Genomic DNA, 19,373 nt, shown 5'->3' with positions numbered 1-19,373 from the left:
AGCCCGCTCCCACATTTGATCGCATTCCAAAGGCAGGACGCGGTTAAATGTGGGAGCGGGCTTGCTCGCGAAAACCTCACCTCGGTCTACCTGACTATCACGCAATCCACTTGCGATCCCCGGTAAAACTGATCGTCAGCCAACGCGCCGCATCCGGCTTGCCCAGCCCTGTGGATATCTCTTCACGCAGCGCATCCAGCGTGGCGACATTGCCCACCGGGTAATCCGCCGGCAATACCACATGAATCTCGATAAACCGTGCGCGTCCGTGCTTTTGCACGTAGGACACGTAGTCGTCGAAACCATGCCGGGCCTGGGCCGCGTCCATCACTTCACGCACTTTGTCGTCCAGATGATCCGGCGCAATACCCAGCACCTCGCGCAATGCCGGGCGCAAAATCTTCAGCGCCGGCGCCAGCATGCTCAGGGCCAGCAGGATCAGGATCAACGGGTCGACATACACCGCCCATTCGCCATAGCCCTGGGACTTGAGCAGCAGTGCAGCCAGGAAGCTGATCAGCAAACCCACCGACAGCATCGCGTCCACCAGCCAACTGATGTTGTCGAACTGGATCAGTGACGATTTGAGCGTACGGTTGCGGTAGCGCACGTAGAAGAAATAAGCGAACTCGACAACGGTAAACACCGCCGCGTAGATGATCACCAGGCCCAACTCGATCTCGCGCCCGCCATTGATGATGCCGAACACACCGTTGAGAAACGCGTAGATGGCGATCAGCAACAGGAAACTGCCTTCGATCAGCAGCACCATGGGTTCCAGGTGCCAATAGCCGAACTGGAAGCGTTCGTTGCTTTTCTTGGCGATCAGCTTGGCCGTGATCAGCATCAACACCTTGATGGCGGTGGCGATCAGCGAGAAAAAGCCGTCGAATAAAATGGATTGGGCGCCAGATACCACACCCGTGACAATCCCGGCGATCGCCACGGCGAACATCAGGATAGTCGATTGTTTGAGCAGTGCCTGCTCACCTCGGTTACTCACATTTCCTCCTGTCAAAACCTATAAACCGCACACTGCGGAGGGGTTTTCAGGGGTGGAGTGTACCTTATGTCGTGTTTTGGCCGATTTGCCGCCATCGCCGGCAAGCCGGCGCCTACATATGACCACCTGCAGGAACCGGTTTGCCGGCGACTCGAATCAATGCCTTACTTGGCGCCTCGCTCGATGGCAAACCCAGCCCAGGTCTGGCTCACCGGCATCAACTCCAGGCGGTTGATGTTGACGTGCGCAGGCGTGTTCAGCACCCAGAAGATGGTGTCGGCAATGTCCTGCGGCTGGATCGGCTCGGCACCGGCATAGGTGGCGTCATAGCGCGCCTGGTCGCCGCCGAAGCGCACCAGCGAGAACTCGCTTTCGCACAGGCCTGGCTCGATGTTGGTCACACGCACGCCGGTACCTTGCAGGTCGCAACGCAGGTTTAGCGAGAACTGCTTCACGAACGCCTTGGAGCCGCCATACACGTGGCTGCCCGGGTACGGGTAGCTGCCGGCGATGGAGCCCAGGTTGATGATCCCGGCGCCACGGCCATGGGCGATCAGGCGCGGCAGCAGCAGGCTGGTGGTGGTCAGCAGGCCCTTGATGTTGGTGTCGACCATGGTTTCCCAATCGTCGAGGCTGCACTTGGGCGCAGGATCGGTGCCCACGGCCAGGCCGGCGTTGTTGATCAGTCCACGCAAGGTGGCGAACGACGCTGGCAGATTGGCGATCGCGTCTTCCATGCCCTTGCGGTCACGGACGTCCACCACCAGGCCATGCACTTCGGTCTGCTTGGAAAGCTCTTCGACCAACGCATTCAAACGGTCGGCACGACGACCGGTGAGCACCAGTTTCCAGCCGGCTTCGGCAAAACGACGGGCACAGGCCTCGCCAAAACCTGAGGTTGCGCCAGTAATAAACAGCGTGTTGGACATGGTGTTCTCCTTGCGGTGATCGGGGAAAAAAGTTGCCAGCAGAATGCCCGTACGCCGCGGTGGCGGCAACCGCTATGCACTCACCTTCTTGTACAGCTGATCATTTTTTGACCATTACGAGCAACGCCATATAAACCGTGGCCTGCAGCCATATGCGCGCAGGTTATCCACAACTGCGCCCACAGTCTTTGGGGGCAAGTGCAAAACACCCGAAGCCGCTGTGTACAAGGCCTGCAGGCGGTTTTAGAAAGTTTTTTGCTTGACCTTGGCCGGGGCGTATGTAGGCCCATGACCCCGCAGAAAATCCAGACGATGGCTCCAGGCCAGTCATTCCGGCCTCTGCGGCAGTCTTTCCAGAGTTTAGTCACAGACTTATCCACAGGCCGGAGGGACATATTTCGGTCATATACCTGTGTCTTTAAACAGGTTGACAAAGGCCTCGTCCAGTCCGCAAAAAGCCGCTGGTCAAAAAACAACCGCCATGCTGCAAGCCACGTAAATAAAGGCCTTCAGCGAGCTACACCCACGTTACCCACAGCCGGTTCCACAGCGGATGGGGACAAGTCAAAACTGTGACAAAACAGGGATTTGCGGCGGCTATATGTCGCGCTTTCAGAGGAGGCCAGATTTGTTTTCCACAATTTGGCGGGGAGCCTGTGGACACCCCAAAAACAAATGTGGGAACCGGCTTTATGTGGGAGCCGGGCTTGCCCGCGATAGCTTCACCTCGGTTTGCCTGACAGACCGAGGTGTTCGCATCGCAGGCAAGCCAGCTCCCACATAAAGCCGGTTCCCACATGGGTTACTGCATCAAGCTTTTAGATCAGTGCCCACCCAGGTAGGCGTTGCGCACCTCTTCATTCACCAGCAATTCCTTACCGGTGCCGGTCAGGCGAATCTCGCCGTTGACCATCACATACGCACGGTCCGACAGGCGCAACGCATGGTTGGCGTTCTGCTCCACCAGGAAGATGGTCATCCCGGTGGAAGCCAGCTCGCGCAGCGTGGCGAAGATCTGCTTCACCACGATCGGCGCCAGGCCCAGGCTCGGTTCGTCCAGCAGCAACAGCTTGGGCCGGCTCATCAGCGCGCGGGCGATGGCGAGCATTTGCTGCTCACCACCGGACATGGTCATCGCGCGCTGGTTGCGCCGCTCCTTGAGCCGTGGGAACAGCTCGAACATGCGCTGCATGTCCTCCGTGGCAAACTTGTCGCCAATCGGGATGGTGCCCATCAGCAGGTTTTCCTCGACGGTCATGTCGGGGAACACCCGCCGCCCTTCCGGCGACTGCGCAATGCCGTTGGAAGCGATGTAGTGGGACGACTTGTGGGTGATGTCGACGCCGTTGTAGATGATCTGCCCCGACTCGGCCCGAGGCTGGCCGAAGATCGACATCAGCAGCGTGGATTTACCCGCGCCGTTGGAACCGATCAGGCTGACGGTTTCGCCTTCATTGATGTGCAGCGAGACTTTTTTCAGGGCCTGGATCGGGCCGTAGAACACGTCCAGGTCCTTCATTTCGAGGATAGGTGTACTCATACCAGCTCCTCTTCGTCTGCGCCCAGGTAGGCGGCAATCACTTTCGGGTCGTTGCGGATCGCATCCGGCCCACCCTCGGCAATCACGTTGCCGTGGTCCAGCACCACGATGTGGTCGGAAATACTCATCACCATGCCCATGTCGTGTTCGATCAGCACCACCGTGAGGTCGTGTTCGTCGCGCAGCAGGCGAATCATCGCGCTGAGGGCTTCGGTTTCCTGCGGGTTGAGGCCCGCTGCCGGTTCGTCCAGGCAGATGATCTGCGGCCGGGTGCACATGGCCCGGGCGATTTCCAGGCGGCGCTGCTGGCCGTAGGAAAGCTCGCCAGCCAGGCGGTTGGCGCAGTCCACCAGGTCGACCACCTCGAGCCAGTAGAAGGCATGGTCGAGCGCATCGCTCTCGGCCTTGCGATAGCCCTTGGTGTTGAGGATGCCCGCGAGCATGTTGCGGTTGACCCACATGTGCTGGGCGACCAGCAGGTTTTCCAGCACCGACATTTCCTTGAACAGGCGAATGTTCTGGAAGGTACGGGCCAGGCCGGCACGGTTGACCAGGTGGGTGCCGCCGAACATCTTGTAGAACACCCGGCTGAAGAAGCTTTTCGGCGACACGAAGTCGACCGCCTTGAAACGCTCACCCAGCAACTGGATCACGTTGGTCTGCTTGCCGCGAATGTTCAGTTCGATCTTGCCGCCGCTGGCTTTGTAGAAGCCGGTGAGGCAGTTGAACACGGTGGTCTTGCCCGCGCCGTTAGGGCCGATCAGGGCGAAGATCGAGTTGCGTTCGACCTTGAGGCTCACGTCGCTCAAGGCCTTGATGCCACCGAAGTGCATCATCAGGTGTTCCACGGAGAGGACGACTTCCTTGCTCATGGCGCTACCCCCTTGCGTGGCGTCACACCGGTGCGGCTGATCCGGATCAGGCCGCGCGGTCGCCAGATCATCATCACCACCATCAGCACGCCAAACAGCAGCACGCGGTATTCGCTGAAGCTGCGCAGCAGTTCAGGCGCGACGGTCAAGACGAACGCCGCAATCACCACGCCGACCGTCGAGCCCATGCCGCCCAACACCACGATGGCGAGGATCAGCGCCGACTCGAAGAAGGTGAACGAGGACGGGTTGACGAAGCCCTGGTAACTGGCAAAGAACACCCCGGCCAGACCGGCGGTGGAAGCGCCGATGGTGAACGCCGAGAGTTTGACCAGCACGTGGTTCAGGCCCATGGAGCGGCAGGCGATCTCATCTTCGCGCAAGGCTTCCCAGGCGCGACCGACCGGCATGCGGGTCAGGCGATGCTTGATGTACAGCACGGCCAGCACCACCAGGAACAGCACGATGTAGATGAACAGGAATTTGATATTGGGGTTGTAGTCGATGCCGAAGAATTCGTGGAATGGAATCCCACCGTCCTTCGCCTTGCGCCCGAACTCCAGGCCCAGGAAGGTCGGCGACGGCACCGGCATACCGTTCGGGCCACCGGTGAACGACAGCCAGTTGTTGAGCACCAGGCGGATGATTTCACCGAAGCCCAGGGTCACGATGGCAAGATAATCGCCGTGCATTCGCAACACCGGGAACCCGAGTATGCACCCCGCCAGCGCCGCACAGATGGCCGCCAGCGGCAGCACCGTCCAGAAACCCAGGCCGAGGTATTGATAACCCAGCGCCAGGCCGTAGGCGCCGATGGCGTAGAACGCTACGTAACCGAGGTCGAGCAGGCCGGCCAGGCCGACCACGATGTTCAGGCCCAGGCCGAGCAACACGTAGATCAGGCCGAGGATCACCACGGTCAGCAGGTACTTGTTGGCGAAGATCGGGAACACGATGGCGATCACGATCAGCACCGGGATGATCCAGCGCAGCCGCGACTTGTAGTCCGGTGGCAGCACGTGCACGCCGGAGCCACTGCTTTCGAAGCCCTGCAGGATCTTCAGGCCCTTGGGGGTCTGCAGGAACAGGCTCATGGCAAAGCGGCCGACCATCACGATGGCGACCAGCAGGGCCACGCGGGCCGGTTCCAGGTTGAAGCTGTAGCCGTCGAGGACCACGCCGACGATCGGACCGAACACGATCAACGAGATCAGCCCGGCAAGGACCGTATCGACCACACTTTTCTTGATATCGATGGGTTTGGCAGCAGACATGTTTACACCTTCGCCACGAGTGGGCGACCAAGCAGGCCCTGGGGACGGAAAATCAGAATCACCACCAGCAGGGAGAAACTGAACACGTCTTTGTAGTCAGAGTTGATCAACCCCGAGAACAGCGACTCGGAAATACCCAGGATGATCCCGCCCAGCATCGCCCCAGGCAGGGAGCCGATGCCGCCGAGTACCGCTGCGGTAAACGCCTTGATGCCGATGATGAAGCCGGCATAGAAGTCGAACGTGCCGTAGTTGAGGGTGATCAGCACACCGGCCAGGGCCGCCATGGCGGCACCGATGACAAACACATAGGAGATCACGCGGTCGGTGTTGATGCCCAGGATCGAGGCCATCTTGCGGTCTTGCTGGGTGGCGCGGCACATGCGGCCGAGCTTGGTGTACTTGATGATGTAGGTGAGCAGCGCCATGCCGGCAAACGCCGCCACGAGGATGAAGACCTTGGTGTACGTGAGCTGGACGAACCCGCTGCCGATGTCGACACGCCAGGCCCCGGCCAGCAGGGTGGGAATACCTTGTTGCTTGGCACCCTGGGCGATCTGCGCGTAGTTCTGCAGGATCAGGGAGATCCCGATGGCGCTGATCAGCGGAGCCAGTCGGGTGGAGTTGCGCAGCGGTTTGTAGGCGACACGCTCGATGACCCAACCGTACACGCCGGTGACGACCACGGTGAAGATCAAGGTGCCGAGAATGAGCAGCGGGAAGGATTCGATGCCGAAGTAAGCCAGCAGTGCCAGACTGATCGCCGCGAGGTAAGCGGAAATCATATAAACCTCGCCATGGGCGAAGTTGATCATGCCAATGATGCCATAGACCATTGTGTAGCCGATGGCGATCAGGCCATAGACCGACCCGAGGGTCAGGCCGTTGACCAGTTGCTGCAGGAAAATACCATCCATAACGCAATCTCACGCGGTGAGAGACTGCACACCCGCCAGTTGCCGGTGTGCGGCTCTTCTTGGAGGAAAAAACAGATATCCATCACAGCACCATTCCCTGTGGGAGCGGGCTTGCTCGCGAAGGCGGCGGGTCAGTCAACACATCGACTGCTGACAGATCGCTTTCGCGAGCAAGCCCGCTCCCACAGTGGATCTGTGGTGCCCAGCCTTACTTCTGTTTTTCCAGCTGATGGTATTTACCGTCTTTGTCCCACTGGTAAACCACGTAGTCGGAGACTTTCAGGTCACCCTTCGCGTCCCAGGCTTTTTCACCCATCACGGTTTTCACCGGGTGCGCCTTGAGCCACTTGGCGGCGTCTTCGCCCTTGTTGGACTTGGCGCCATTGAAGCCAGCGGCCAGGGCCTGGATCGAGGCGTAGGCGTACAGGGTGTAGCCTTCTGGCTCGGTGCCGTTTTTGCGGAACTCTTCAACCACGGCCTTGCTGTCCGGCAGCAGGCGCGGGTCGGCGCCAAAGGTCATGTAGACGCCATCCACGTACTGCTTGCCACCAGCGGTCGCGACCAGTTCGTCGGTAACCACGCCGTCATCGGACATGAACTTCACGTCCTTGAGGCCGGCTTCACGGATCTGGCGAACCAGAGGACCGGCTTCCGGGTGCAGGCCGCCGAAGTACACGACGTCAGCACCGGTGGAACGGATCTTGGTGACCAGGGCGCTGAAGTCTTTCTCGCCACGGGTCAGGCCTTCTTCCAGCACCGGCTTGACGCCGCGCTTGGTCAACTGCGCCGCAGTGGCGTCGGCCAGGCCTTTGCCGTAGGTGTCCTTGTCGTTGATAACCGCGACTTTCTTGCCCTTGAGCACGTCGACGATGTAGTCGCCGGCGACGATGCCTTGCTGGTCGTCACGCCCGCACATACGGAACATGGCGCCCAGGCCGCGTTCGGTCACTTGTGGGTTGGTGGAGCCTGGGGTGATCGCGATGATGCCCGCCTCGTCATACACCTCGGACGCCGGGATGGTGTTGGACGAGCAGAAGTGCCCGACCACGCCGATGACTTTGTCCTGGTCTGCCAGGCGGTTGGCCACGGCTACGGCTTGCTTGGGTTCGCAGGCGTCGTCGCCGGCGACCAGCACGATTTTCTCGCCGTTGATGCCACCGGCCTTGTTGACCACATCGGCTGCCGCCTGGGCACCCTTCATGTACTGCTCACCGAAAGCGGCGTTGGCGCCCGTCATCGGCCCCGCCACGCCAATCTTCACATCAGCTTGAACAAACGCAGAAACACCCAGCGCCGCTGCAACGGCGAGGGCCAGAAAACCTTTCTTGTAAAACGTCTGGGACATGAGTGGTGCTCCGATATTTTTGATTTTTGGCACGACAACTTGCATTCAAACCTTTCACTGAAAGCCCAGAGCAAGGCGCGTGCCATTACGTTTTTATTCTTCAAAAAGACACGGTGTCATTGGGATTGCTGGCGTTTCGACTCCTTTTGCCAGGACGTGCAACCCTCTAGCGTCAAGAGGTGCAACCGGTGGATCGAAAAAGTACAACCTTGGCAGGTCGCACCTGCAACCAGACGGATAAACGACAGTTCCTGCACCTGTAACAACGTGCGTAACGGAACTGCACATTTACAGTGCGTGATTGCTACGACTTGCACCAATACAGATTAGTAGCCTGCTAAGAAAATGCAGGCTTCTGAGCAGTATTTCGCTGATCAGATCACGATCCTCAGGCATTGTCCGGCGTGATACAGCGAGAATCCGGCTTCATACAGGCAACTGCGCAGGCCCACTCCGGCCAGCGGTTGCATGGGCGCGAACGGAATCGGCAAGGCCTGGGGATTCTGGTGACACAGGTAATCGGCAAACGCCTTGCCGACCACACTGCCGGTGGTCACGCCGCGCCCGTTATAGCCCGTTACTGCCACAAGGCCAGGGGCCGGTTCGAACAGGCGCATCAGGTGATCCGGGGTGAAGGCGATGCAGCCGGTCCAGGTGTACTCCCACTGCACCGATTTGAGGTACGGGAAGTAATGCTGCTGCACCCGATCGGCCCACGCCTTGAGGAACCAGGCCGGTTTCTGGTTCCCGTTGCCCAGGCTGCCGAGCAACAGGCGGCCATCGGCATCGCGGCGGATGCTGCTCAATACCTGGCGCGTGTCCCAGGAACCCTGGCCGCCGGGCAGGATTTGCTTGGCGGCGTCGTCGGTGAGGGGCGCCGAGGCCACTTGGTAGTAATAACCGGGGAAAAAGTTGCGGCGCAGTTCGGTCCATTCGCCTTCGGTGTAGGCGTTGGATGCGATCACCACCTGTGCAGCCTGCACCGCACCGTTGGCGGTCTGCACCGACCAATGCGCGCCTTGGCGCTCCAGTTGGGTGACGGGGGAATGGTCGAACAGTTGTCCGCCCAAACCCGCCGCCGCAGTGGCCAGGCCACTGGTGTAGGCCATCGGGTTGAGGGTGCCGGCGCGTCTATCCAGCAGGGCGGCGGCGATCTTCTGGGTGCCGGTGGCTTGCTCGCAGGCCTGGCCGGTGAGTAATTCGACCGGCGCCCCACGGCGCTTCCACTGCTCTTCGCGACTGCGCAGATCCGCCTCGCCCCGGGCGTTGTGCGCCATGTGCAAAGTGCCCTCGCGGCGCAATTGGCAATCGATGTTGTATTTGTCGATCAGGCTGAACACCAGCGACGGCGCGGCGCCCAACATGCGGTTGAGCTGGCTGCCCACCGCCTCGCCGAAACCGGCTTCGATCTCGTCCGGTGGAATCCACATGCCGGCATTCACCAGCCCGACGTTGCGCCCCGAACCGCCGTGGCCGGTGCGATGGGCCTCGAGTACGGCGACACTTTTGCCTTGTTCCAGCAAGTGAATGGCGGCCGACAAACCGGTGATCCCGGCGCCGATCACGCACACATCCACCTTGACCTCGCCCGCCAGCGCCGCACGCTCCGGCCGGCCGGGGGTGAGGTGTTCCCACAAACATGTTTCGCGCAATGCCATTGCCAGACTCCGATGAGACCTAACAAACATCTAAATTCAGTTTCGACTTGGTAATCCAATCAACTGTGGGAGCGGGCTTGCTCGCGAAAGCGGTGGATCAGTCAACAGATATACAGCTGATCCACCGCATTCGCGAGCAAGCCCGCTCCCACATTTTTTCCGCATTCCGACAGGTATTTAGTCGAAAGTAATGCCTTGGGCCAGCGGCAATTCCAGCGAGTAGTTCACGGTATTGGTCTGGCGACGCATATACCCGCGCCACGCATCCGAACCCGACTCACGTCCGCCGCCGGTCTCTTTCTCACCGCCAAACGCACCGCCGATTTCCGCACCACTCGGGCCGATGTTGACGTTGGCGATCCCGCAGTCGCTGCCCACCGCCGACATGAACTGCTCGGCTTCACGCACGTCGGTGGTGAAGATGCACGACGACAAGCCTTGCGGCACGGCGTTGTTCAGGCGCAGGGCTTCGGCGAAGTCGGTGTAGCCGACCACGTACAGAATCGGCGCGAAGGTTTCGGTGCACACCACGTCGCTTTGCTCGGGCATTTCCACAATCGCCGGCGACACGTAGTAGGCGTTGGGGAAGGTGTCTTCCAGCTGGCGCTTGCCGCCGAATACCTTGCCGCCTTCGCTCAGGGCTTGCTCCAGGGCGTCCTGCATGTTGTCGAAGCCGTGCTTGTCGATCAGCGGACCGATCAGGTTGCCTTCCAGCGGGTGGCCGATGCGCACCTTGGAATAGGCGGCCTTGAGACGGGTGACGATTTCTGCCTTGACCGACTCGTGCGCGATCAGGCGGCGCAGTGTGGTGCACCGCTGGCCGGCGGTGCCCACCGCACTGAACAGGATGGCGCGTACGGCCATGTCCAGGTCGGCGCTCGGGCCGAGGATCATCGCGTTGTTGCCGCCCAGTTCGAGGATGCTGCGCGCGAAACGCGCGGCGACTTTCGGGGCGACTTCACGGCCCATGCGCGTGCTGCCGGTGGCGCTGATCAGGGCCACGCGCGGGTCGTCCACCAGCGCGGCGCCCGCATCGCGGCCGCCGATGATGACTTGGCTGAGGTATTGCGGGGCGTCAGTGAATTTTTTCAGCACGCGCTCGAACAGCGCCTGGCAGGCCAGGGCGGTGAGCGGGGTCTTTTCCGAAGGTTTCCAGATCACCGCGTTGCCACACACCAGCGCCAGGGTGGTGTTCCACGCCCACACCGCCACCGGGAAGTTGAAGGCGCTGATCACGCCAACCACGCCCAGCGGGTGCCAGGTCTCACGCATGTGATGGCCGGGGCGCTCGGAGGCGATGGTCAGGCCATACAGCTGGCGGGACAGGCCGACGGCGAAGTCGCAGATGTCGATCATTTCCTGCACTTCGCCCAGACCTTCCTGGGTGATCTTGCCGGCTTCCCACGAGACGAGTTCGCCAAGGTCGGCCTTGTATTCGCGCAGCACGTCGCCGAACTGGCGCACCAGCTCACCACGACGCGGTGCCGGCACTTTGCGCCAGGCCTCGAATGCATGCTCGGCGCGACTGACCTGCTGCTCCACCTCGGCGGCGCCCTCCCAGTGCACACTGCCGATACGGCTGCCATCAATCGGCGAATGCACGGGTTGTTTACCCGCCTGGTACAGCGCCGGGTTTACCCCGAGACGATCAAGCAATGCAGCAACCATGGGTCACTCCTTCAATCTGCAGACAGAAAAATTGCGCCGCGGCCCACACGGCGATCCTGGGCTTATTTGTAGCTGGCCCAAGACTTGCCAACAAACGACGATTAGGCGAGATATCATTCCGTTTATTCATGCAAAGAATAAAAAGAGGCGTGCCGTGCTGAACAAAAGACATTTGCCCTCGATCACCGCCCTGCAGTGTTTCGAAGCCGCCACCCGCCACCTGAGCTTCACCCGTGCCGCCGAGGAGCTGAACCTCACGCAAAGCGCGGTGAGCAAACAAGTGGCGCAGCTCGAAGAACTGCTGCAGCACCTGCTGTTTCGCCGCGTGCGCCGCCGCTTGCAGATGACCCCGGCGGGCGACCTGTACCTGGTGGAAGTGCGCAAGATCCTTACGCAGGTGGAGATGTCCACGCACTACCTGCGCTCCTACGGCGGCGAGACCGAAGTGCTGCGTGTGTCCACGCCGTACACGTTCGGCGCCCGCTGGCTGGTGCCGCGCCTCAAGGGCTGGCGCCTGCGTCACCCGCAGATCCACCTGGACCTGTGCAACGAGCAGGAGCCGGACGAGTTGCTGCAAGGCAAGGCCGACATGGCCTTCTACTTCGGCCAGGGCTCACGCCCTGGCACCGAGAGCCTGAAGCTGTTCAGCGAAGAACTGGTACCGGTGTGCGCGCCGGAGAGCCTGCCAGTCCAGCCCTTCACCGACCCGACCCAACTCAGCGAGCTGGTGTTGCTGCAGAACGCCTCGCGGCCCCAGGGCTGGCACGACTGGTTCGCGAGCCAAGGTTTCCACACCGAGCACAGCTACCACGGGCCGCGTTTCGACACGTTCTATATGTGCATCCGCGCCGCGCAGGTGGGCTGTGGCGTGGCCCTGCTGCCGCGCTTTCTGGTGGAGGAGGAGTTGGCCGAGGGCAAGCTGGTGATTCCTTGGCCGCATGCAATGCCGAGCCAGGATGCGTATTACCTGGCCTATCCGGAGCATTCGGCGGAGGTGCCCAAGGTGCGCGAGTTTGTGAAGTGGATGATGGAGCAAGTTGAACCTGTTTGAGCCCCGTCGCCTGACATGCCGCCTTCGCGAGCAAGCCCGCTCCCACATTTAAAATGCATTCCAAATGTGGGAGCGGGCTTGCTCGCGAAGGCGCCAGTGGCCACAACAAAGATCCCAAGATGAAAAAACGCTGGCAAAACCCCACAGGTCTATGCGCCACTAGCCCCCTTCCTTAATTGTGCGTAAAGGTCGGCGCCGATCGCCGACCCGTCTGGAGATTCCCGTTATGAGCGAGAGTGTGTTTGCCGATCGCATCGTGCAGAACCTGCTCGACACCGACTTCTACAAGCTGACCATGATGCAGGCGGTGCTGCACAACTACCCGAACGTGGAAGTTGAATGGGAATTTCGTTGCCGTAACAGCGAAGACTTGCGCCCGTACCTGGCGGAGATCCGCTACCAGATCGAGCGCCTTGCCGAGTTGAGCTTGAGCCCGGACCAACTGGGCTTCCTGGAGCGCATCAGCTTCATGAAGCCGGATTTCCTGCGCTTCCTCGGGCTGTTCCGCTTCAACCTGCGCTACGTGCAGACCGGTATCGAGAATGGCGAGCTGTTTATCCGCCTGCGCGGCCCGTGGCTGCATGTGATCCTGTTTGAAGTGCCGATGCTGGCCATCGTCAGCGAAGTGCGCAACCGCTACCGCTACCAGACCGTGATCCTCGAACAGGCCCGCGAGCAGCTGTACCGCAAGTTCGACTGGCTGACCGCCAACGCCAGCAGCGACGAGCTGTCTGAGCTGCAAGTGGCCGACTTCGGCACGCGCCGGCGCTTTTCGTACCGGGTCCAGGAAGAAGTGGTCAGCGTGCTCAAGCATGACTTTCCCGGGCGTTTTGTCGGCACCAGCAACGTGCACCTGGCCCGCGAGTTCGATATGAAGCCGCTTGGCACCATGGCCCATGAATGGATCATGGCCCACCAGCAACTGGGCCCGCGCCTGATCGACAGCCAGATCGCCGCCCTCGACTGCTGGGTCCGCGAATACCGTGGCCTGCTGGGCATCGCCTTGACCGATTGCATCACCACCGACGCGTTCCTCGGCGACTTCGACTTGTACTTCGCCAAGCTCTTCGACGGCCTGCGCCACGACTCTGGTGACCCGGTGCAGTGGGCAGAAAAAGCTATCGCCCACTACCACAAGCTCGGCATCGAGCCGATGAGCAAGACCCTGGTGTTCTCCGACAGTCTGTCGTTGCCCAAGGCGCTGGAGATTTTCCGTGCGCTGCGCGGTCGGATCAATGTGAGCTTCGGCATCGGCACTAACCTGACCTGTGACATTCCAGGGGTGGAACCGATGAGCATCGTGCTTAAAATGACCGCCTGCAATGGCCAGCCCGTCGCGAAAATCTCCGATGAAGCGGGCAAGACCCACTGCACCGATCCGAATTTCGTCGCCTATTTGCGTCACGTTTTCAAAGTACCTGCCCTTTCCAGCAAGGAGTGAATCATGCAAGCCGTACAGCGTGAGATTGCGCAGCAGCTCAAGGTCCAAGCACCGTTCAAAGACCAGGCGGCCCTTGAAGCCGAAGTTGCGAGGCGTGTGGCATTTATCCAGGACTGCCTGCGCAATTCCGGGCTCAAGACATTGGTGCTGGGCATCAGCGGCGGCGTCGACTCCCTGACCGCCGGCCTGTTGGCCCAACGCGCGATGCAGGAACTGCGCACCCGCACCGGGGATGAAGCCTACCGGTTTATCGCGGTGCGCCTGCCCTATGAAACCCAGTTCGATGAAATCGACGCCCAGGCATCGGTGGACTTTATCGAGCCGGACGAGCGCCATACCGTCAACATCGGCCCGGCGGTGAAGTCGCTGGCCAATGAAGTCGCGGCATTCGAAGGCAAGGCCGCGGTGTCCCGCGATTTCGTGCTGGGCAACACCAAGGCGCGCATGCGTATGGTCGCGCAGTACACCATCGCCGGCGCGGCCGGTGGCCTGGTGATCGGCACCGACCATGCGGCGGAAGCCGTGATGGGCTTTTTCACCAAGTTTGGTGACGGCGCCTGCGACCTCGCCCCCCTGAGTGGCCTGGTGAAAAACCAGGTCCGCGCGATTGCGCGGCACTTTGGTGCGCCGGAGTCGCTGGTCGAGAAAATCCCGACTGCCGACCTCGAAGACCTGTCCCCAGGCAAGCCTGACGAAGCCTCCCATGGGGTGACCTACGCCGAGATCGATGCGTTCCTGCATGGCGAGCCGGTGCGTGAGGAAGCGTTCAAGATCATCTGCGACACCTACCGCAAGACCGAGCACAAGCGGGTCATGCCGTTCGCGCCGTGAACACTGTGGTGAGTGGGCCGCTGTGGCGAGCGGGCTTGCCCCGCGTTGGGCCGCGCAGCGGCCCCAGTGAGTTGAACGCGGTCATTCACACAAGCCATGTGGCAGTTTTTGGGGCCGCTTCGCAGCCCAACGCGGAGCAAGCCCGTTCGCCACAGGTTTTCACCGCCCACAAAAAAAGCGCCTGAAAAGGCGCTTTTTTTTCGACCGGAGTCGGCTTACTTCACGACAACAGTGCCTTTCATCATCGAGATGTGGCCTGGGAACGAGCAGAAGAACGCGTAATCCGTACCGGCGGCCAGTTTCGACACATCGAAGGTCACGGAATCTTTCTCGCCAGCACCGATGATCTTGGTGTGGGCGATGATGCGGGTGTCGCCATCTTTCAGGTAGTTCTTGTCGATGCCGGCAGCCATGCCGTCGCTGGCGACGCCAGGCATGTCGGCGGCGGAGCTCAGCACCCAGTTGTGGCCCATGACGTTTTTCGGCAGGTTGCCGGAGTGAGTCAGCTCGACGGTGAATGTCTTGCAGCTTTTGTCGATTTCAATGGCCTTGGTGTTGAAGGACATTTGATCAGTGGAGTCGACGGTGACCTTGCACTCTGCAGCAAGCAACTGGCCGCTCGCCAGAGTCAGCAGGGAAACAGCAACGAGTTTGGCAAACATGTGAATCTCCAAGGCAGGGTTAAAAAACGCGTATTGCGACAAGGGTGCCTCATGCAGGCGTAAATTCTTATGATCTGAATCAACAGATTGTATACAACTTTAGGCTATCAGACTTATCAACACAATCTACCAGCTAAAGTAGCGACACCTGCCTATGATCGGCCCATCACCCTTTGGAGTCCGAACCATGCGCCTCAATCACCTGTTCAACGGCCTGCTGGCCGCGTACGCCTGCGGTAAGTGAAGGCCAAGCGCCCCTTGAAGCTGCTACCATGACGGCCCAAGGCAGCTGCGCGCCGCCCACCCTCACCTTCGACCCTAGAGGATCGCCCATGGCCAAACCTAATTACTCCTTCGCCAAACGTCAGAGAGACTTGGCCAAGGAGCAGAAGAAAGAGGAAAAGCTGCAACGCAAGAAAGCCGCTGCAGATGAAGAAGCCAGCGCACTGAACCCGGATGCCGAAGGCGAAGTAGCGACTGACGACACCGAGACACCGAAAGACCCGGCTGAATAATTGATCTGTTGCGCCAGGTCGCAAGCGGGCTTGTCGTGGCTATCGGACTTGCTGTGACAAGCGGGTTTGTTGTGGCGAGCGGGCTTGCCCCGCGTTGGGCTGCGAAGCGGCCCCAATATATCCCCCGTTAGTTCAGATAGACCGCAGCTTCAGGCTTCAGGGCTGCTGTGCAGCCCAACGCGGGGCAAGCCCGCTCGCCACAAATTAAGAAGCCCGGTCCTCACTCCAGCGGCATCACCGTCACCCGCACTTCCGGGTCATGGCTGCCTCCCCCCAGGATCACCCCGCGCAACGGCGATACATCGGAAAAGTCCCGGCCCCAGGCCAGGGTGATGTGTTCCAGTGCCGGCTGTACATTGTTCGTCGGATCAAAATCCACCCACCCCGCGACCGGGCAATACACCGAAACCCACGCATGTGACGCATCGGCGCCGATCAGTCGTGGCTGGCCGGGCGGTGGCTGGGTCAACAGGTAGCCGCTGATATACCGCGCCGCTAGGCCACGCGAGCGCAGGCACGCGAGCATCAGGTGGGCGAAGTCCTGGCACACGCCGCGCCGGCGCTCCAGCACTTCCACCAGCGGCGTGGCGACCTGGGTGGCTTCGGCATCGAAGGTGAATTCGCTGAAGATCTTTTCCATCAAGGCCTGCACGCCCAACAGCAACGGCTTGCCGGGAGGGAAACAGCTCTCGGAAAACTCGACGAAGGTTTTCTTCAGGTGCACATAGGGCGATTCGAAGCGATAGCGGCACGCCTCGACCAGCTGTGGCGACAGCGGCTGGCTGCTGTAGGTCAGGCTGTCACGGGTCTGGTCCCAAGGCGGTGACTGCTGGAAATCCAGCGTCGGCCGCGCCAGCACTTCGACGGTGAGCCCGGCATTCACCAGCAATTCATCATGGGGCCGCTCGAACGCCAGCCGTGTGATCGGGTTGCCGAACACGTCCAGCTCATCGCGACGCGAAGACGGCGGCGGGCTGATCTCCAGCTGCTGCGCGCTGCAGCGCTGCCAGGCGCAGGGGCGCGGCCACAGGTGCGCCAGCTGCTGGGCCAGGGACACCGGGCTGTCGTAGTGGTAGTGGGTATCGTGGAAAATCTGGTAGCGCGCACTCATCACACCGACACCGTTTGCTGACTGACATCATCCACATGGGCAAAGTGACGCAACGCCAGGCGATCCGACACTTGCCCGCTTTCATCGGCGACCGCCTGCAACAGGTCGGCCAGCCCCTCCAGTGCGGCGCGCACGCTGGACTCGCCAAACAGCGGGTTTTCCAGGCAGCCCAGGTCGAAACGCGCGAGGCGCTCGACCAACGGCGCCAGGCCGGTTTCGCGCGGCACACCGAAGTCGTCGTTGAGGCGACGCAAGGTGCGGCTCACCAGTTTCAGCTGGAACAGCACGGCGTGGGGGTTCTGCTCATCCAGTAGCAACAAGTCCAGCACCGGGATCAGTTGCGGCACCGCCAGGTAGCGCGAGCGATAGGTGATGCTGCTGTTGCCCAACTCCAGCAACCACTCCAGCCCCGCCTGGTCGAACACCGCCACGCCGCGCAGGAATGCCGCCAGGCTGCTGCTGAGAAATTGCAGGCGCTCGATGCGCCGGCCCATCATCAAAAAGCGCCAGCCTTCATCGCGGGTCATGTCGTCCAGCGCAAAGCCGGACAGCGCCGCCAGGGACATCACCAGGCGGTTGAGAAAATCCAGCAACTCGCCAAAATCCGGGCTTTCGCTTTCCAGCTCCAAGGCTTCGCGCTGCAGTTCGACCAAGGCCTGCCAGTTCTCGCGGGACAACTTGCCGCGCACCTGCGACGCCGCCCACTGCAGGCGCTGCAGGTTGGCACGCAGGCTCGACGGCCAGTCATCGCCGAGCAACGCCGCGAGCAGGCGCTCGGGCAACTCGCCTTCCTCCGGCAACAAACGCAGGTTCTCGCCCAGCTCGACCGCGGCCTGCAGTGCCAGCGGATCGTCGCCATCGACGTAGCGCGCCAGCACAATGCGCAGCCAGCGCGCACTGTCATCGCAGCGCTCGCAATAACGCCCGAACCAGAACAGGTTTTCCACCACCCGTGACGGCAGATACGGGTCGCGGCGCACCAGATCATGCGCGCCAATCGCCCGTTGCGCGCGCCAGTGCTCGCCACCGGCAGCCCGTTCACCGAGGACCCAGGTGTCCTTGCTGGCGCCACCGCGTTGCATCGATACCACCTCGGCATCGGCTTCGGCCGCCACGCGGGTCAGGCCACCGGGCAGCACACGATAGCCATCCTGACTGGCCACTGCATACACACGCATGCCGATGGCGCGGTGCTGCAGGTGATCATCCACGGTGTGCCACACCGGCGCCTGGGACAGCTGCGCCAACTCCTGGGCGACATACGCGTAAGGCCGCGCGCGCATGCGTTCGGCGAGGGCCTGGCGCTGCTCGTCATTCAAGTCGCGGCCAAATACCGGGGTGAAGCTTTGCGACGGAAACGCCGGCTTGATCAGCAGCTCCGGCAATTTCTCCAGGGCTTCGGCCAGCACCGGCGCTTCACCGCACCACCAGGTGGCGATGGACGGCAGGATCAGCTCTTCGCCAAACAGGAACTGGTTGATCTTCGGCAGGAAACCGAGCAACCCCGGCGACTCCAGCACGCCGCTGCCCAGGGCATTGGCCACCAGCACATTGCCCTGGCGCACGGCGTCGAGCAGGCCGGGCACGCCGAGCGCCGAGTCGGTACGCAGCTCCAGCGGGTCGCAGAAGTCGTCATCCAGGCGCCGCATGATGGCGTGCACCCGGCGCAGGCCGCTGAGGGTCTTCAGGAAGACGGTGCTGTCGCGCACGGTGAGGTCGCCGCCCTCCACCAGCGGGTAGCCGAGCTGGCGCGCGAGGTAGAGGTGTTCGAAATAGCTCTCGTTGAAACGCCCGGGTGTGAGCAGCACGATCAGCGGCGGCTGGTCATCGCCGGGCGCTTGGCGGGCCAGGGTTTCCTGCAGCGTGCGGAAGAAACCGGTGAGGTGCTGCACCTGCAGGTCGCGGTACAGGTCCGGGAACGCCCGCGACACGATGGTACGGTTTTCCAGGGCATAGCCGGCCCCCGACGGTGCTTGCGTGCGGTCGGCCGTCACCCACCAACGGCCATCCGGGGTGCGCGCCAGATCCACCGCATACAGGTGCAGGAACGCGCCGTCCGGCGGCTGGATGCCCTGGCACGGCCACAGGAAGTTGTTGTGCCCGAACACCAGCTCGGCGGGCAGCAAGCCCTCGGTGATCAAGCGTTGCGGCCCGTAGAGGTCAGCCAGCACCGCATTGAGCAGGCGCGCCCGCTGGGCGATACCCGCTGCCAGCTGCTGCCACTCATCGGCAGCCAGTACGTGCGGCAACAGGTCCAATTCCCACGGACGGTCGGCGCCCTTGGGGTCGGCGTAGACGTTGTAGGTCACGCCATTTTCCTGGATCTGCCGGGTCAGCAGCGCCTGGCGCTGGGCCAGTTGCGCGGGTGTGCTGCGCTGCAGGTGATCGAGCAGGCGCCGCCAATGGGCACGCACCGCGCCGCTGTCGTCGAGCAGTTCGTGATAAGTGCCCGCGGTCAGCGGGTAACGGTCGAGCAAGTCGGGCATGGAACGCTCGGCAGAGGCAAGGGAAGTCAGATTAACTCAAATTTACTGCGATCCAATGTGGGAGCTGGCT

Annotated in this window: 16 protein-coding genes; 4 read left to right on the top strand and 12 right to left on the bottom strand. The window is 61.5% G+C overall.

Annotation, left to right across the window (positions count from 1 at the left end; translation table 11 throughout):
* Positions 1 to 97: 97 nt before the first annotated feature.
* From AC07SI_RS07925 to amaB, 9 genes are all read right to left on the bottom strand, one after another.
* Positions 98 to 1,003, bottom strand: coding sequence for a cation diffusion facilitator family transporter (locus tag AC07SI_RS07925; protein ID WP_495005488.1), 906 nt, complete (start codon positions 1,001 to 1,003; stop codon positions 98 to 100).
* Positions 1,004 to 1,167: 164 nt separating this feature from the next.
* Entirely contained in the window at positions 1,168 to 1,932 is a 765-nt protein-coding gene (locus AC07SI_RS07920) for an SDR family oxidoreductase (protein WP_065900173.1), read from the bottom strand.
* A gap of 823 nt (positions 1,933 to 2,755) precedes the next feature.
* A complete protein-coding gene (locus tag AC07SI_RS07915) occupies positions 2,756 to 3,472 on the bottom strand; it encodes an ABC transporter ATP-binding protein (RefSeq protein ID WP_065900171.1) in 717 nt (238 codons plus the stop codon).
* Entirely contained in the window at positions 3,469 to 4,344 is an 876-nt protein-coding gene (locus tag AC07SI_RS07910) for an ABC transporter ATP-binding protein (RefSeq protein WP_065900169.1), read from the bottom strand. Before AC07SI_RS07910 ends, AC07SI_RS07915 begins: the two co-directional genes overlap by 4 nt.
* On the bottom strand, positions 4,341 to 5,618 hold the full coding sequence (livM, locus tag AC07SI_RS07905) for a high-affinity branched-chain amino acid ABC transporter permease LivM (protein ID WP_065900168.1): 1,278 nt from the start codon (positions 5,616 to 5,618) through the stop codon (positions 4,341 to 4,343). Before livM ends, AC07SI_RS07910 begins: the two co-directional genes overlap by 4 nt.
* 2 nt (positions 5,619 to 5,620) lie before the next feature.
* Positions 5,621 to 6,535 carry an ABC transporter permease subunit gene (locus tag AC07SI_RS07900; RefSeq protein ID WP_003236186.1) on the bottom strand — a complete coding sequence of 305 codons (915 nt, stop codon included), beginning with the start codon at positions 6,533 to 6,535 and terminating at the stop codon, positions 5,621 to 5,623.
* Positions 6,536 to 6,743: 208 nt separating this feature from the next.
* The gene (locus AC07SI_RS07895; protein ID WP_495005487.1) at positions 6,744 to 7,880 is read right to left on the bottom strand and encodes a branched-chain amino acid ABC transporter substrate-binding protein; all 1,137 of its coding nucleotides are present in this window, start codon (positions 7,878 to 7,880) and stop codon (positions 6,744 to 6,746) included.
* Positions 7,881 to 8,254: 374 nt separating this feature from the next.
* A complete protein-coding gene (gene amaA, locus AC07SI_RS07890; RefSeq protein ID WP_213550401.1) occupies positions 8,255 to 9,538 on the bottom strand; it encodes an L-pipecolate oxidase in 1,284 nt (427 codons plus the stop codon).
* Between the two features lie 177 nt (positions 9,539 to 9,715).
* Entirely contained in the window at positions 9,716 to 11,206 is a 1,491-nt protein-coding gene (gene amaB / locus AC07SI_RS07885; protein WP_495005486.1) for an L-piperidine-6-carboxylate dehydrogenase, read from the bottom strand.
* Between the two features lie 154 nt (positions 11,207 to 11,360).
* Here amaB and AC07SI_RS07880 point away from each other — a divergent pair, with 154 nt between their 5' ends.
* The 3 genes from AC07SI_RS07880 to nadE all read left to right on the top strand — a co-directional run bounded on the left by AC07SI_RS07880 (position 11,361) and on the right by nadE (position 14,529).
* A complete protein-coding gene (locus AC07SI_RS07880; protein ID WP_120447502.1) occupies positions 11,361 to 12,257 on the top strand; it encodes a LysR family transcriptional regulator in 897 nt (298 codons plus the stop codon).
* Between the two features lie 226 nt (positions 12,258 to 12,483).
* Positions 12,484 to 13,698 (top strand): nicotinate phosphoribosyltransferase, encoded by a 1,215-nt coding sequence (gene pncB, locus AC07SI_RS07875; RefSeq protein ID WP_065900159.1) that lies wholly within the window; start codon positions 12,484 to 12,486, stop codon positions 13,696 to 13,698.
* A 3-nt stretch (positions 13,699 to 13,701) separates the two neighbouring features.
* Positions 13,702 to 14,529, top strand: a complete 828-nt coding sequence (gene nadE / locus AC07SI_RS07870; RefSeq protein WP_065900157.1) for an NAD(+) synthase — start codon at positions 13,702 to 13,704, stop codon at positions 14,527 to 14,529.
* Between the two features lie 215 nt (positions 14,530 to 14,744).
* Here the strand turns inward: nadE and azu are convergent, their stop codons facing one another.
* On the bottom strand, positions 14,745 to 15,191 hold the full coding sequence (gene azu / locus AC07SI_RS07865) for an azurin (protein WP_120447501.1): 447 nt from the start codon (positions 15,189 to 15,191) through the stop codon (positions 14,745 to 14,747).
* A 332-nt stretch (positions 15,192 to 15,523) separates the two neighbouring features.
* Between azu and AC07SI_RS07860 the strand changes: the two genes are divergently transcribed.
* Positions 15,524 to 15,706, top strand: coding sequence for a hypothetical protein (locus AC07SI_RS07860; RefSeq protein WP_495005485.1), 183 nt, complete (start codon positions 15,524 to 15,526; stop codon positions 15,704 to 15,706).
* Positions 15,707 to 15,926: 220 nt separating this feature from the next.
* On the opposite strand, the gene AC07SI_RS07855 is transcribed toward AC07SI_RS07860, so the two are convergent.
* Both AC07SI_RS07855 and AC07SI_RS07850 read right to left on the bottom strand, forming a co-directional pair.
* Complete coding sequence (locus tag AC07SI_RS07855) at positions 15,927 to 16,817, bottom strand: transglutaminase family protein (protein ID WP_065900151.1); 891 nt, start codon at positions 16,815 to 16,817, stop codon at positions 15,927 to 15,929.
* Complete coding sequence (locus AC07SI_RS07850) at positions 16,817 to 19,303, bottom strand: circularly permuted type 2 ATP-grasp protein (protein WP_495005484.1); 2,487 nt, start codon at positions 19,301 to 19,303, stop codon at positions 16,817 to 16,819. The genes AC07SI_RS07855 and AC07SI_RS07850 overlap by 1 nt, the downstream gene beginning before the upstream one ends.
* Positions 19,304 to 19,373: the final 70 nt, after the last annotated feature.

This window comes from Pseudomonas sp. GW821-FHT05D12 (assembly GCF_059419825.1).
Note: the sequence above shows the minus strand (reverse complement) of the source record. Positions and strands in the feature narration are given on the sequence as shown.